This window comes from Chryseobacterium sp. MA9 (assembly GCF_024399315.1).
Lineage (GTDB): Bacteria > Bacteroidota > Bacteroidia > Flavobacteriales > Weeksellaceae > Chryseobacterium.
Window position 1 is genome coordinate 2,315,662 of sequence record NZ_CP075170.1, and the last position, 15,408, is coordinate 2,331,069.

Genomic DNA, 15,408 nt, shown 5'->3' on the forward strand with positions numbered 1-15,408 from the left:
GTTCTTTATTTCAGCTGTTTTATCTTTTAAATAATTATTAAACCTTTATGTATCAATCTCTTTCAATGAACTGATTGTTTTTTTGTTAAAAGTCATATTTCAAGTTTTTTTAATTCATTAATATATTATTCAAAAATATCAATTATTTTCTCATATTCAAAACCTTTGCTCATCAAATATTTTATAGTTTTGGTTTTTTTTTGATATTCTTTCAAACCATTTTGTTTCGAATAATACCCTTCAAAAATTTTTCTGATAGTCTTCTCATAATCAGACTCATCTATCTCATCAAAACATGAATTGATCAATCTTTCTGAAATCTGTTTTTGCTTCAGATTCATTTTTATTTTGGTCTTACCCCAGTGTTTGATGTAAAATTTACCTCTGATATAGCTTCGTGTAAACCTTTCTTCATTCAGATAGTTTTCTTTCAGGAGGTATAAAATAATTTCTTCTTTAGCTTCATCAATAAGCAGAAACTCTCTCATCTTCTGTTCCACTTCTGCATGGCAGCGGTCCTGGTAAACACAGTAATTAACCAGTTTCTGTTTGATTTCCTCAAAAGTATAAGATTTCTTTTCCATTTGAATAAAAAAAGAATGAGCAGTTTGCCCATTCTTTATATGATATTGAAATGCCTGTTAGTAATTAAACAAAGCTTTTCCTTCCATTAATTCGTTAACTTTCTTTCTTACGGATGTAAGAACTTCTTCATTTTTGATGTTATCCACTACTTCAGAAATTAATCCTGCGATAGTATCCATATCATTTTCTTTCAATCCTCTTGTTGTAATGGCAGCAGTTCCTAGTCTGATACCTGATGTGGTAAATGGAGACTTATCATCAAAAGGAACCATATTTTTGTTACAAGTGATATCAGCAAGTACTAATGCTTTTTCAGTTTCTTTACCGTTTACTCCTTTGTTTCTAAGGTCTACCAACATCAAGTGGTTATCTGTACCACCACTTACAATATCAAATCCTCTGTCGATCATTGCTTTTGATAATGCCTGAGCATTGGCTTTAACCTGTTTTGCATACGTTTCGAACTGTCCGTCCAAAGCTTCACCGAAAGCTACTGCTTTACCAGCGATCACATGCTCAAGCGGCCCTCCCTGAATACCTGGGAATACAGCTCCGTCCAGTACCTGGCTCATCATTTTGATTTCTCCTTTTGGAGTTTTGTGGCCATATGTATTTTCAAAATCTTTACCCATCATGATCATCCCTCCTCTTGGACCTCTTAGGGTTTTATGAGTAGTGGTAGTTACTACATGACAGTGTTCAAATGGTGAGTTTAATAATCCTTTTGCTACTAAACCAGCCGGGTGAGCGATATCTGCCCAAAGGGTAGCTCCCACTTCATCTGCCACTTCTCTGAATTTAGCATAATCTAAATCTCTTGAATACGCTGAGAAACCTGCGATAAGCATTTTAGGTTTTTCTCTCAACGCTACTTCTCTCATTTGGTCATAATCAATAAGACCTGTTTCCTGCTGAACTCCGTAAGAAACCACGTTATACTGAATACCAGAAAAATTCACTGCAGAACCGTGAGTAAGGTGTCCTCCCATTGAAAGATCCATCCCCATGATTTTGTCACCTGGTTTCAAAACTGCAAGATAAATGGCTGCATTCGCCTGAGAACCGGAATGTGGCTGAACATTCACATAGTCTACTCCGAAAAGTTCTTTTGCTCTGTTGATAGCCAATGTTTCAACCTCATCTACAACTTCACATCCTCCGTAATATCTTTTTCCGGGATATCCTTCAGCATATTTATTTGTCAGTACACTTCCCATTGCTTTCATCACGTTTTCAGAAACAAAATTTTCTGATGCGATAAGCTCTAATCCGTGAGTTTGTCTTTGTCTTTCCTTTTCAATCAGGTCGAAAATAATATCCATTTTACTTTTAGTTTTTGAAATTTCCACCCCAAATGTACGGAATTTTCATCGAGATTTCTCTATTGAAAAAATGATTTTAAACACTAAAAAATGAAAAGATAGATGTTTTATTTCTCCTAAAAGCTTTTAAAATTCTTCATCCACAAGTTCTTTATTAACCACAGCACCAGCAAAATTTCCCTGTGATATTGCATTAGCTACGGAACGCATCATAGTTACATTGTCACCACATGCAAAAACTCCGGGAACATTTGTTTTCTGCATCATATCTACCTTAATAAATCCCTGTTCCGTCAGTTCACATCCCAGATCATCTGACACATTGAGATTTTGTTCAAAAGGAATTTTAGCATATAAAGCCTGTAAAGAAACTTCTTTTCCGTTTTTGAAAACAATTTTTTGAATAGATCCATTTTCATGTTTGATTTCTTCAATTTCATCTTCATTAAGGATGATTTTATTCTGCTTTAGTTTTTCAATTTGTTCATCAGTAAGAAAAGCTTTTCCATTAGTAAACAGGGTAAGATTTTTAGTCAGATTAAAGATCAGTTTTGAAAACTCGTAAGCCATATCTCCATTGGAAAGAATTCCGGTAATCTCATTTTTCACTTCATAGCCATGACAGTATGGACAATGTATAACAGAAATCCCCCAGCATTCTGCAAATCCCGGAATGTCCGGTATCAGGTCCTTCACTCCTGAAGCAAGGATCAGCTTTTTAGTATTGAATTTTTCACCAGATGTCGTTTCAATTTCAAAACCATCAGCTTTTTTTGTTGTTTTTACGACTGTTCCGTTATAAAATTGAACGGTATCATACTTTTGTACATCTTCTTTTGCCAGCTTAGCAATCTCTGCAGGTGTTTTCCCGTCGTGAGTAACAAAATTGTGAGAATGCGGAGTCTGTCTGTTACAAGGTTTTCCGTTGTCAATAATCAGAACGTTTCTTAAAGACCTTCCTAAAGACATACCTGCTGATAATCCGGAATAACTCCCTCCTATTATAATAACATCAAAGTTTTTATTTTCCATAGTTCAGTTGATAGTTGATGGTTGATGGTTGATGGTTGATGGTTGATGGTTGATGGTTGATAGTGCAAAGGTAAGTTAAATTTCATTAATGCAATATTGTTGCGATAATATTTTTTATCTATTAACTTTATTCTGTTAACAAATCATGGTTTCCCAATTGAAAAACTATTTCCATTCACTTTTAACTTCAACAATTTCGTCCTGAATTCTTTTATTGATATCTATTTTTGCTCCCTGTAAACTGAAAATTGCAGTACCTTTTTCTCTCGCATACGAATTGGTAATGGAATCTTTTAATTTTGCAACTTCAAAAAAAGAACCGGATTCTTCAAGCTCTTTTCCTGCTTCGGGGGCATCTTTGACTCTGATAACATTTTTATATTTTTTGCTTAAATCTATCCAATTGATATAGTCTGCATGAAATGACATGGCTACAACGCCGGCCTTGGAATAATAATTTATAGCTCCTGTCTGTCCGTAGTTGTCACACAGAACCATGGTATTTCCTGACTTTGACAGTCGGGAATATTCTTTATCAACTTTTTGAGCCAATTCTTTCCAGCCCTGCATATCGGCAAAATCCTGAGGTAACGGATGATTTTTTCCATCTTCCCACCGAAGCAGTCCGAATTTTCTGTATTGATCCTGATGGGATTCTATATATGCAGGACTTTTATTCGGAAAGGCTACATTATATAAAGGAAGAAATAAAAGTATCGGAATGAGAATACTGATCGGTTTCAAAAATCTCTTCCATCCTTTTTCAAATAAATGACTAAGGAAAACGGAGCCAAAAGCAATATACACCGGATAAAGTCCTATTGCGTAGTAGTCTTTTGCTTTAAAAAATAAAAACAGAGTAATTGTAATGATATAACTCCAGAAGAAAAATCTGAATTTCTCAAAAGGTTTGTACAGCAATAATGCTCCCCAGCCCGCAATAATCACAAAGATGACTCCTATGAAAAATAGAATCTGAGATTTCATAAAATCCATTCGGTCTACATTTACAAGCTGCTTTTCAGAAAGTTCTTTCATATGATGAATGACCGGAAACTGATTCTGATATTGCCAGAGAAGATTGGGAAAAATAATCATCAAAGCTAAAAGTGCAGCCCAATACACATGAGACTGCATAAAAATCTTCCTTTGCTCTGTCAATAATAATGCAGGAATAAGCCCTAATAATGAAAAAGCAATATTGTATTTATTTAATATTCCTATTCCGAAAATGATGGCTCCTATGTAAAGCCACTTTACTTTTTGGGAATTAAAATATTTAATCAGACTATAATAAAGGAACAGCCACAGAAAAATTTCTAAAGACGTAGGCTGAAACAGCATATTTACCCGAAGAAGCACTGAAAATAATATTCCTAAACAGGCCAATATTTTAGCAAACAGACTTCCATTGAGCTCTTCAACAATTTTCCAGGTGAGCGCAATTGTCACTGCTCCGAACAAAGCTGGAAAAAATTTAACCCAAAAGATGGAATTCCCAAGTATTTTAATCATCCAGGCCAGCCAGGAGTTAACGGGTGGAACAGAGAGATAACCCCATGCAAGATGATTCGCCTGATCAAGATGCAGGTATTCATCCCTGTGAAGTTCATACTCGGGACTTATCAGCGAGTATTGAAGAGCAAACTTTGCAATAATAAAAAGAACCAGAATCCAATAGTCTTTTTTCATGGGATGATAGTTTGAAATTTAAAATTAAGACATTTTAAAACTACTTTTTGTTACAATCTTGCTATTAATTAATAAAAAAGAATCCCGGAGAAAAAAATTCCTCCGGGATTCACAGTTTAAAAGTGTATAGTGTAGTTTATTATTTTTTATTCGCTTTTTCTTTCAGTTCTTCTTTGTCTTTGTCAGACGGGTTCCAAACTTTTACTTCAGTGTCTTTTGTAATATTTGATCCCGGAAGAACCTGAACGTTGATACCATCGCTTGCTCCCAGTTTCACATATACTTTTTTGAATTTTCCATCTTTTTGTTTCACTTCTACAAAAGGAACGTCTTTACCTTGTTTCTTTTCATACTGAACTAAAGATTCATCCAATAATAATGCATTTTTCTGAGAACTCAAAACAATTTCACCGTTTGCAGAAAAACCTGCTCTAATATACTCATTATTAGGATTAGTTACGTTTCCTTCTACCGGAAATTTAATAGTTCCTGCATTATCTTTTCCTTTAGGCGCAATCATGGTAAGTTTTCCAGGGAAAGTTTTGTTTTGTAATGCACCGATTACGATATTCATATTCATACCTTCGCTTAGCTTTCCAGCTTGAGCTTCGTCAATTTCACCTTTAAAGATCAAAACGTTCAGATCTGCAACTGAACAGATTGTAGTACCTGCGTTGAAGTTATTGGCTTCAATCACCTGGCTTCCGGCTTTTACAGGAACTTCAAGTACAGTACCTGAAGCTTTGGAACGGATTTCAGTGGTAGCTAAGCCTTGCCCTTTAAGTTCAGGAGTTGCTCCTGTTTTAGCGATCTGCAATCTTTTTTGAGCGGTATTCAATTGCTGCTGAGCATTTTTCAAAGTCTGCTGCTGAGAAAACAACTGTTGCTGAGAGTTCAGGTATTCCTGTTTAGAAGCTACTCCCTGCTTGTATAGTTTCTCCTGCATCTCAAACTGCTTCTGCATATTTCCTACATTCATCTGGGCGTTGCTGATCTGGATCTGCGCATTCTGAACTTCCTGCTGAGAAGCGTTTACTTCAGAGATGCTTGGAACAATTTTCACTGTAGCAATCAGTTGTCCCACCTCTACTTTATCTCCTTCTTTTACTAAGATCTTATCTATAATCCCTGCAATATTGGGTTTGATTTCAATTTCTTCTTTTGGAACAATTTTCCCCGTAGCCATTACCTTATCATCCATATTCTGAACAGTAGGCTTACGGGTAAGGAAAGCCTCACCTTCTTTAGAGTTAGATTTTACAAGATAGCCAAGCCCAGAGAACAATGCCACTGCAAATAAAAGCCCCAAAACAATATAAATGGCTTTTTTCCAGGTGAATTTCTTTTTCATATGTATAGTTTATTTTTTATTAAAAGATTGAATGATTTAAAAAATTTAAAGGAAGAATCAGCCATACTGACGACCTGATCATCACAATTTTCAAATTATTTTTATTTTCAAATTAATTACTCTGTTCTTAATGCTTCAATAGGTCTGATCTTTACTGCTCTCTGCGCAGGAATCATCCCGATTATCAATCCTAGAATCACCATTACAGCCATCGCTGCAAACACGTTTCCATAGTTAACTGTCGGATTATAGAATGGAAATGAATCCTGTCCCTGTGTAACAGCATTAAGGATCATCAGTACAAAAATTCCAAACATAAAGCCTAATAATCCCGAGGAGAGCGTGATCACAACACTTTCCAGCAAAATCTGATTTCTTACTTCTGCCGGCTTTGCACCCAGCGCTCTTCTGATCCCGATTTCTTTGGTTCTTTCTTTTACGGTAATCAACAGGATATTCGAAATGGCAATTACTCCCGCAAGAATGGTAAGTGTACCAACAATGATTGTTAATAACTGCATTCCCGTAAGGAAGCCTGTCAGTTTTTTAAACTCTTTTCCGAGGTTAAAACTTCCGAAAGCATTGGTATCTTCAGGCGAAACTTTATTTTTTGTTTTTAAAACCTGCTTTACATCTTCTTCTACGGAATTCACATTGGCATTAGACTTACTTACAATAGCAAACATGTCAATCTGGTCTCCTGCATTATACATTTTTGTATAGGTAGAAAGTGGAATAAAAGCTGTCCGGTCATTTTCAAATCCGCCTCCTTTTTTCACACGGAAAACTCCGATTACATTAAAGAACAATCCTTTAATATTGATCGATTTTCCTATAGGATTTTCTTTTTTCTTGGCCTCAAAGAAGTTCTTGTAAATTTCTTCTCCTATAACCACTACATTTTTATTTCCTGAAACATCAGCATCATTGATATAACGTCCGAAGGTCAGTTTCTTTTCTGAAATTTTATTTCCTACAGAGTAGTCTCCGGTAAGCGAATACGTTCCGTTCTTCCCGTTTCTGGACATCGCTTCTCCTGGTGTTCCGGTAAAGCTTCCTCTTGCATTTTGTGGCGAGATATAATCTATGGCAGTTACTTTTCTTTTCAGCATTTCCATATCGGCTAAGTTCAGGTGAACTTCTCTTCCTTTAGGAAATCCTTCATATGGAATTGATGTTTTCTGTGCCCACAGGAATATTGAATTGGTAGCAAAACCTGAGAACAGTTTATCAAAACCATTTTCCATTCCTTTTGCTGCTCCAAGAAGGCTTACATACAAAAACATTCCCCATCCTACGCCAATCATGGTAAGAAAAGTTCGGAGTTTATTATTTCTCAATGAGTAATAAATCTCCTGCCAAGTATCTTTTTTAAATATGATATTCACCTTTTTGAATTATAAATTATAAATTTCATTAATCCGTTTATCTTTTTTCACAGATTACTCTGTTCTCAATGCTTCAATCGGTTTGATTCTTGAAGCTCTGTATGCCGGTACAAATCCAGCAATCAATCCTGAAAAAATCAGTGCAATAAATGCCATAATAATAGCTCCCCAGCCTACGCTCGGACTTTTGATGAAAAACTCTTCAAGACTATTACCAATAAGACTTAATGTCAAAACCCCAATTCCTACTCCAACAAGCCCGGATACCACTGTAATTACAACGCTTTCCTGAACAATTAGGCCTACAATTCCACTTGGTTTTGCCCCAATGGCTTTTCGTACTCCGATTTCTTTGGTTCTTTCTTTCACGATATACACCATGATATTACTGATCCCGATAATCCCCGCAAGCAATGTCCCCAGACCAATAAATCCAACAATGGCTGTAAGAACTGCCATAAACGTAAATGTATCATTCATGTTTTTGGCATTATTCCAGACACGAACTCCATTTTCATCATCAGGAGAAACATTTTTCCTGGCTTTCAATTTATCTTGCAGCTCATCACCGTATTTTATGGCCTGATCCGGAGTCAACTTATCATTATATGTGATATATGCTATATTCACCGTATCAGAACCCTTTTTCATCTGCTGCAAGGTCGTAATAGGAACTGTAATATGTCTTTCATCCCTGTCTCCTCCATCATCTGAAAAGACTCCGATCACCTTATACATCGTTCCATTAATATCCAGCTCTTTTCCAATGGGATTTCCATTTTTGATCAAATCCCGCTGAACCATTCTTCCAATTACTGCAACATTTAATTTCCTTGTCAAATCCATAGATGTCACATAACGACCATCAATAATTTTTCTATTTTCAATAACCTGCTCCCCCGGCTCAGCACCATTGATCTGATAAAGACCGCTCTCTTTCCCATATTTCACCATTAAATTGGCGCTATACCTAGGACTTGAAGGACCAGCTTTTTTCTTATCTGCATTAATCAAAAAATCATAGTCTGCGTTATTCATTGAAACATTTCTATCAGACTGTAAGCCCTTATAAGCTAAAGTGGCTTTTCCTGTTGAAATAATAATAAGGTTTTTAGCATCTCCGGCAAATCCTTCAGAGAAAGCATTCTGAAGCCCTTTTCCAATTCCAAAAAGTACAATAAAAATAAACAGTCCCAAGGCTACTGTAAACCCTGAAAGTACCGTCCTAAGTACATTACTCCGGATAGAACTGAATATTTCCTGCCAACGATCTAGGTCAAACATTTTTTATTGGTATTAAAAGATTGAAAAATTTAAAGATTTAAAATTGAATCGTTAAATTTTCAAATTATCTTATTTTAAAATTGCTAAAGCACTATCTGCTTAATAAACTCATCACTTTCAATAACCCCGTCCTTCAGTATTACATTTCTTTTGGTTTGTGCAGCAACATCCGGTTCGTGGGTTACGACGATGATTGTTTTTCCTTCGTTGTTGATATCCTGAAGAAGTTTCATAATATCATGAGTAGTTTTAGAGTCCAATGCTCCGGTAGGCTCATCTGCCAGTACTACTTTTGGATTGGTAATCAAAGCTCTGGCAATAGCCACTCTTTGTTTCTGTCCTCCGGAAAGTTCACTCGGAAGATGGTTTGCCCATTGTGCCAGTCCTACTTTCTCCAGATATTCCATAGCTTTCTGATTTCGTTCTTTTCTCGGTACATTCTGATAGTACAGAGGAAGTGCTACATTTTCTAAAGCTGTTTTATAATTGATAAGGTTAAAAGACTGAAAAATAAATCCTAAAAACCTGCTTCTGTATTCCGCAGCTTTTATTTCAGATAAATGTTCGATAGGAACTCCATCCAATTCATAGGTTCCTGAATCTTTTTCATCCAGAATCCCAATAATATTAAGAAGCGTAGATTTTCCGGAACCGGAACTACCCATAATAGAAACAAACTCCCCTTCAGAAATATTCAGATTAATTCCTTTGAGAACATGAAGCTTGCTTTTCCCTGTATCGTATGACTTATTTAAATCCTGAATTACTAACATTAAGTGATGTATGTTTTTATACCCAATAAGTAGATGATATTTTCAAATTGTTACAAGAATAAAAATTTATTCAAATATTTTTTTGTTTAATGATTTAAGCCTTTATTAATAATGTTTTATATATTTTTGTTTAACTGTAACTTTAGATTTCCATGTATTTACCCTCAATATAGTGGCCTAGCCTATTATTCTAGCCAGTTTCATGTAAATGTGGAAAACTTTTCAGGCTAAAAGTCAGCCGATTAGTATTTACCCCTTTCAAAATCAGTTCTTTTTTTCGAACTTTGCTATTAGTTCTTTACAAGAAATATGAATTTGGGGAAGTGAATAACTTTAATTCACAACCTACAGATAAACAAAAAGTTAAGTATTTCCGGAACGTTATCCACAGAGATCTAAATTATTTAATTATAAAGATATTTAATATGGGAATTTTTGATAAAAGAGTAAGCTATAAGCCATTTGAATACCCGGAGGTTCTTCAATTTGTAGAGGCAATCAACAAATCGTTCTGGGTGCATTCGGAAGTGGACTTTACTGCAGATGTTCAGGATTTTCATTCGCAGTTGGAACCACATGAAAAGCACGCTGTGAAAAATGCGCTGTTAGCCATTGCACAGATCGAGGTGTCTGTAAAGACATTCTGGGGAAATTTATACAACCACCTTCCAAAGCCGGAATTCAATGGATTAGGATCTACTTTTGCAGAATGCGAGTTCCGCCATTCTGAAGCATATTCCCGTTTATTAGAGGTATTAGGATATAATGATGAATTCCTTAACGTGATCGAAATTCCTGCTGTAAAAGGAAGAATCGAGTTTTTAGGAAATGCTTTAAAGCATGCTAATTCTGCTACTCCAAAAGAATATGTTTCCGCTTTATTGTTGTTCAGTATTTTAGTGGAGAATGTTTCTCTTTTCTCGCAGTTTGCTATCATCCTTTCTTTCACAAGATTCAAAGGATTCATGAAAAATGTTTCCAATATCATCGCATGGACTTCAGTAGATGAGCAGATTCATGCTAATGCAGGAATCTACCTGATCAATAAAATCCGTGAGGAACAACCTGACTTATTAACAGACAGCGATATTGAAGATATCTACACTTTAGTAGATGAGTCTATCGCAAGAGAAGGAGATATCCTTAGCTGGATATTTGAATTAGGAGAAATTGATAATGTTTCCAAGGAAGACCTGTTGAACTTCATGAAATACCGTGTGGATGACAGCTTGAAGAAAATCAATATGAAAACAAGATACAACATCACTCCAGAGCAATACAAACCAATGGTATGGTTCGAAGAGGAAGTTTTCGCGAATTCATTAGATGATTTCTTTGCAAAAAGACCTGTAGACTATACGAAGCACGATAAAAGTATTACAGCAAACGATTTGTTTTAATACAGAGGCGCGAGCGAAGCGAGCGTCAAAGCAGTCAGTATTAGGATTATCCTTTTCTGATTAATAAATGGAATTGCTGTTCATTAATAAAGCACAAATACAGAAGAAATGATCAATGTAATAGTAAGCTATACGATAAACCCGGAATTTGTTCCAAACAATAAAACCAATATCCAAAAGTTTCTGGAAGATTTCAAAAATTTAGATACTTCCACTTTTGAATACAAAGTTTTTGTAAAGGAAGATGGTGTTACTTTTGTACATTATTCAAACTACATCAACGAAGAAGTTCAGCATGAAGTTTTGAATGTTCCGTCTTTTAAAGAATTTCAGAGATTAAGAGACGAAAGCGGGCTGAACGGTTCCCACAAAGTAGAAATTTTACAATCAATAATATAAAAAAACAAAATTCCGGAGTGATTCTCTCATTCCGGAATTCGAAAATATAACATCTATGGAAGAGCAAAATTCAAATATATGGTGGCTCAATGAAGAGTCTGAGCAGATGCTGAACAGAGGATATCTGTTGAAAGGTGAAACGGTAGACGGTGCTATCGACAGAATTACCACTGCCGCTGCAAAAAGGTTATACAAACCAGAGCTTCAACCGGCATTCAAAGAGATGATCACAAAAGGATGGATCAGCTTCTCGTCTCCTGTATGGGCTAATATGGGAACAGAAAGAGGTCTTCCTATCTCATGTTTCAACGCTCACATTCCGGACAGCATCGAAGGGATTACTCATAAAATGGGTGAAGTCATCATGCAGACTAAAATTGGAGGTGGTACTTCAGGATATTTTGGAGAATTGAGAAACAGAGGAACAGCCGTAACTGATAACGGGAAGTCTTCAGGAGCAGTTTCATTCATGAAACTTTTTGATACTGCAATGGATGTTGTTTCTCAGGGAGGCGTAAGAAGAGGTGCTTTTGCTGCTTACCTAGATATTGACCACGGAGATATTGAAGAGTTTTTATCCATTAAAGATATCGGTAGCCCTATTCAGAACCTGTTTACCGGAGTATGCGTACCAGATTACTGGATGCAGGATATGATTGATGGTGATATGGAAAAACGTAAGGTTTGGGCAAGAGTATTGGAAAGCCGCCAGCAAAAAGGTCTTCCGTATATTTTCTTCACAGACAACGTGAACAGAAACAAGCCTCAGGTTTATAAAGATTTAGGAATGACGGTGAATGCAAGTAATCTTTGCTCTGAAATCATGCTTCCGTCTACGATGGAAGAATCTTTCATCTGCTGTCTGTCTTCCATGAACCTTGAACTGTATGATGAGTGGAAAGATACAGATGCTGTAAAATTAGCAGTATACTTCCTTGATGCTGTATTATCAGAGTTTATTGACAAAACTGAAGGCAACTACTATCTACAGGGAGCAAGAAATTTTGCAATGCGTCACAGAGCTCTTGGATTAGGAGTTTTAGGGTATCATTCTTATTTACAGAAAAATATGATTCCGTTTGAAAGCTTTGAGGCAACTCAATTCAATGCAAGAGCATTCAGACATATTAAAGAACAGGCTGAGCAGGCTTCAAGAGAGCTTGCCAACATCTACGGAGAACCGGAAGTATTGAAAGGGTACGGATTAAGAAATACCACAACAATGGCTATCGCTCCTACCACTTCAAGTTCTGCCATCTTAGGACAGACATCTCCGGGAATCGAGCCTTTCTCTTCTAACTATTATAAAGCAGGTCTTGCTAAAGGAAACTTTATGCGTAAGAACAAATACCTGGCAAAATTATTGAAAGAAAAAGGGCTGGATAACGAAGAAACGTGGAGAACAATTATGCTCAACCATGGATCTGTACAGCATCTGAATGAGCTTACTCCTGAAGAAAAGGCAGTATTCAAAACATTCAAGGAAATTTCTCCAATGGAAATTATCTCTCAGGCAGCACAGAGACAGCAATACATTGACCAGGCACAGTCGCTGAATCTTCAGATTCCTTCTACAATGCCTGTAAAAGATGTCAACTATCTTTATATTGAAGCTTGGAAAAAAGGAGTAAAAACACTTTACTACCAAAGAAGTTCATCTGTTTCAAAAGAAATGATGGTCAACTTCGTATCATGTTCAAGCTGTGAGGCATAGGACCAAGTAATAAACACACTATATTTTAAAAAGCACACTTTTTAGTGTGCTTTTTTTATTTATCAGAGCTTTTGCAGGTCATTTATACCAAAAAAATCAAGAATTTTTTTTATCCCAAACTAAAAATCGGCATATAAAATCAATATTCTCCAAATAAAAACAACCCATAATACATTTTTATTAATAAATTTTACTTAAAATAAAGGAATAAGTCTATATACACCTAAAATGGATTTTTTTCAAAAAAAAGAAATTATATTTACAACATTCGATTGTACACAAAGGGATTTGTAACATTATCTGATAACTAAAACTCAAATATGAAAAAACTTTTATTTACCTTATGGGTAAGCGGATTTTCTATCGCTTACTCTCAGAATCTGAATTTTTCTGATACAAAGTTTAAAGCTTTACTTCTAAGCTCAAACACTACCAACCAGATTGCACAGGATTTTAATGGAAATTCTATTGCCATAGATAATAACGGAGATGGAGAGATCCAGCTTTCAGAAGCCCAACAGGTGAAAGTCCTAACGATCAGGTTAGATTCTGATCAGATGTATATTGATCCTAATGGTAGCCCATTTGATCCGAACAATATCAATATCACCTACTATAACAGCCATCTGCCGGACGGGATTTCGGATGCCATGCTGTTCTCCAATCTCGAGGAACTTTATTTTTGGAATACCAAGACTGCCAACATCAGCTTTACAAATAATACTAAAATCAAAAAAGTACAGGGAAGACCTTTCTATTATGACTTAACACAGGGAGGTCAATATATGGCTTCTCCTATTAATCTTTCTTTTGATAACTGTTCAGGAATTCAGAATATTGCCGATATCACTGCCTATCAAATCTCTGGGAATATGTGGCACCCTGATGAAAATAGCTTAAGGATAAAAAACTGTCAGCAAATCAACAGTAATGCAGTTATTAGTTCTGCAGAGCTTAGAGAACTGTATATTGAGAATTCCAATATTCAAACACTTACATTTGATTCCTGTACATTTTTGGAAAAGATTGCCGTTCCTAATCTGAATACTTTAATAAAAATTTCAGTAACAGGAGGTTTCAACGCTTTAGGGTATTCAAATCAAAATATTGAGCTGATCGCCAATAATTGTACAAATCTGCAGGAGATCATTGCAAATACGGATCATTATGAATCAACAGGATCATATTTCTCCAAAGTAAACCTTAATGGCTGCTCTTCTTTAAAAAAAATAATGGGACTGAATGCTCCATCTATTGATTTCAGTACAGCAGGACTGATTAACCTTGAAGAATTAGACTGTTCTTTCTATAACAGATACATATACTCTACCACCTCCGGAATTTATTTCGGGGATGTGAATACATTAAACCTTGCAGGTCTTCCAAAACTAAAAACCCTGAAGGCCTTCAATCAAAAGATCACCAATACTATAAACTTCAGTACTGCACAAGCATTGAAAAGCATTGATCTCACCAATTCCTGCGGATATATGAATATGGTAAACACCAATAATCTTTCTCATTTGCATACCTTAAAAACGGATCGTTTTATGACCAATGGAACACAAGGGGCAAACAATCTTCAGAACATTTTCACTAAAAATTGTATTGCACTCACGAATTTTGCATTCGACAATAATAACGACTTAAGAAAACTTGATTTAGAAAACTGTCCGGGGCTGCAGAATTTATCAATCGGGTATATGTTTTCTAACTTAGAAGAGATCAACCTCTCCCAATGTACCGGGCTTAAAGATATTGTGGTAAGCAATACAAAAATATCCACTCTGGATACCAAAGACTGTGTTTCTCTGCAATCATTGAGTCTGTCCTACAATGAACTCCTTGCTTCAGTCAATACATCAAATAATACAAATTTAGAATCATTAACATTGGCAAATCTGCCTTTGCTTACCCAGGTCAACACTTCCGATAATATTAATCTGAAGAATGTACACTTTAATACCTGCCCTCAGATTGCACAGCATGATTTTTCCACATCATCACATCTGGAATCCGTTACCTTATGGAATATGTCTAATCTCACTTCTGTTAATCTGAGAAATGGATCTATAGAAGATCTCGTTGATTTCACCAATAACAACTCTAATTTATCAGTTTGTGTAGATGATGCTCAACTTAATGAACTTCAGACAATGTATCCTGATATCACATTTACTACGAACTGCAGCAATTCTTTCCTGAAGAGTGACAACACAAACTTCAATATAAAACAGGTCAAAGTTTTCCCTAATCCGGTAAAAGATATCTTGCAGATAAGCTCCGATACTTCTATAAAAAATATAAAACTTATTGATTATCAAGAAAGAATTATTTTGGACAGAAACTTCAATCAGCCTATTATAAATATTGATCTTTCAGGCTATCCTACTGCCGTTTATCTCATAAAAATTACTACTGATAAAACTCAGGTTACCAAAAAAATCATTAAAAAATAAGTATTTTCG

12 protein-coding genes are annotated in these 15,408 nt (G+C 35.6%); 4 read left to right on the top strand and 8 right to left on the bottom strand.

Annotation, left to right across the window (positions count from 1 at the left end; translation table 11 throughout):
- Positions 1 to 125: 125 nt before the first annotated feature.
- From KIK00_RS10455 to KIK00_RS10490, 8 genes are all read right to left on the bottom strand, one after another.
- Positions 126 to 584: a regulatory protein RecX gene (locus KIK00_RS10455; RefSeq protein WP_255816493.1), complete on the bottom strand. Its 459-nt coding sequence runs from the start codon at positions 582 to 584 to the stop codon at positions 126 to 128.
- A gap of 57 nt (positions 585 to 641) precedes the next feature.
- Positions 642 to 1,907 carry a serine hydroxymethyltransferase gene (glyA, locus tag KIK00_RS10460; RefSeq protein WP_255816494.1) on the bottom strand — a complete coding sequence of 422 codons (1,266 nt, stop codon included), beginning with the start codon at positions 1,905 to 1,907 and terminating at the stop codon, positions 642 to 644.
- A gap of 126 nt (positions 1,908 to 2,033) precedes the next feature.
- Positions 2,034 to 2,939: an NAD(P)/FAD-dependent oxidoreductase gene (locus tag KIK00_RS10465; RefSeq protein ID WP_255816495.1), complete on the bottom strand. Its 906-nt coding sequence runs from the start codon at positions 2,937 to 2,939 to the stop codon at positions 2,034 to 2,036.
- A gap of 165 nt (positions 2,940 to 3,104) precedes the next feature.
- A complete protein-coding gene (locus KIK00_RS10470; protein WP_255816496.1) occupies positions 3,105 to 4,631 on the bottom strand; it encodes a glycosyltransferase family 39 protein in 1,527 nt (508 codons plus the stop codon).
- Between the two features lie 139 nt (positions 4,632 to 4,770).
- Positions 4,771 to 5,982: an efflux RND transporter periplasmic adaptor subunit gene (locus KIK00_RS10475; RefSeq protein ID WP_255816497.1), complete on the bottom strand. Its 1,212-nt coding sequence runs from the start codon at positions 5,980 to 5,982 to the stop codon at positions 4,771 to 4,773.
- Between the two features lie 116 nt (positions 5,983 to 6,098).
- Positions 6,099 to 7,370 (bottom strand): ABC transporter permease, encoded by a 1,272-nt coding sequence (locus KIK00_RS10480; RefSeq protein WP_255816498.1) that lies wholly within the window; start codon positions 7,368 to 7,370, stop codon positions 6,099 to 6,101.
- Between the two features lie 54 nt (positions 7,371 to 7,424).
- Entirely contained in the window at positions 7,425 to 8,654 is a 1,230-nt protein-coding gene (locus tag KIK00_RS10485) for an ABC transporter permease (protein ID WP_255816499.1), read from the bottom strand.
- A gap of 83 nt (positions 8,655 to 8,737) precedes the next feature.
- Positions 8,738 to 9,427 (bottom strand): ABC transporter ATP-binding protein, encoded by a 690-nt coding sequence (locus tag KIK00_RS10490; RefSeq protein WP_047378789.1) that lies wholly within the window; start codon positions 9,425 to 9,427, stop codon positions 8,738 to 8,740.
- Between the two features lie 425 nt (positions 9,428 to 9,852).
- Between KIK00_RS10490 and KIK00_RS10495 the strand changes: the two genes are divergently transcribed.
- The 4 genes from KIK00_RS10495 (at position 9,853) to KIK00_RS10510 (ending at position 15,399) form a co-directional block, all read left to right on the top strand.
- The gene (locus KIK00_RS10495) at positions 9,853 to 10,827 is read left to right on the top strand and encodes a ribonucleotide-diphosphate reductase subunit beta (RefSeq protein WP_047378790.1); all 975 of its coding nucleotides are present in this window, start codon (positions 9,853 to 9,855) and stop codon (positions 10,825 to 10,827) included.
- 108 nt (positions 10,828 to 10,935) lie between these two features.
- The gene (locus tag KIK00_RS10500; RefSeq protein ID WP_255816500.1) at positions 10,936 to 11,226 is read left to right on the top strand and encodes a hypothetical protein; all 291 of its coding nucleotides are present in this window, start codon (positions 10,936 to 10,938) and stop codon (positions 11,224 to 11,226) included.
- 55 nt (positions 11,227 to 11,281) lie between these two features.
- Positions 11,282 to 12,940, top strand: coding sequence for a ribonucleoside-diphosphate reductase subunit alpha (locus tag KIK00_RS10505; RefSeq protein WP_047378798.1), 1,659 nt, complete (start codon positions 11,282 to 11,284; stop codon positions 12,938 to 12,940).
- Between the two features lie 320 nt (positions 12,941 to 13,260).
- Positions 13,261 to 15,399, top strand: coding sequence for a T9SS type A sorting domain-containing protein (locus tag KIK00_RS10510; protein WP_255816501.1), 2,139 nt, complete (start codon positions 13,261 to 13,263; stop codon positions 15,397 to 15,399).
- Positions 15,400 to 15,408: the final 9 nt, after the last annotated feature.

Coding starts and splice junctions, on each gene's coding strand:
- KIK00_RS10465 (WP_255816495.1), bottom strand. CDS start 2,939: ATGGAAAATAAAAACTTTGATGTTATTATAATAGGAGGGAGTTATTCC.
- KIK00_RS10510 (WP_255816501.1), top strand. CDS start 13,261: ATGAAAAAACTTTTATTTACCTTATGGGTAAGCGGATTTTCTATCGCT.
- KIK00_RS10505 (WP_047378798.1), top strand. CDS start 11,282: ATGGAAGAGCAAAATTCAAATATATGGTGGCTCAATGAAGAGTCTGAG.
- KIK00_RS10500 (WP_255816500.1), top strand. CDS start 10,936: ATGATCAATGTAATAGTAAGCTATACGATAAACCCGGAATTTGTTCCA.
- KIK00_RS10475 (WP_255816497.1), bottom strand. CDS start 5,982: ATGAAAAAGAAATTCACCTGGAAAAAAGCCATTTATATTGTTTTGGGG.
- glyA (WP_255816494.1), bottom strand. CDS start 1,907: ATGGATATTATTTTCGACCTGATTGAAAAGGAAAGACAAAGACAAACT.
- KIK00_RS10490 (WP_047378789.1), bottom strand. CDS start 9,427: ATGTTAGTAATTCAGGATTTAAATAAGTCATACGATACAGGGAAAAGC.
- KIK00_RS10485 (WP_255816499.1), bottom strand. CDS start 8,654: ATGTTTGACCTAGATCGTTGGCAGGAAATATTCAGTTCTATCCGGAGT.
- KIK00_RS10495 (WP_047378790.1), top strand. CDS start 9,853: ATGGGAATTTTTGATAAAAGAGTAAGCTATAAGCCATTTGAATACCCG.
- KIK00_RS10455 (WP_255816493.1), bottom strand. CDS start 584: ATGGAAAAGAAATCTTATACTTTTGAGGAAATCAAACAGAAACTGGTT.
- KIK00_RS10470 (WP_255816496.1), bottom strand. CDS start 4,631: ATGAAAAAAGACTATTGGATTCTGGTTCTTTTTATTATTGCAAAGTTT.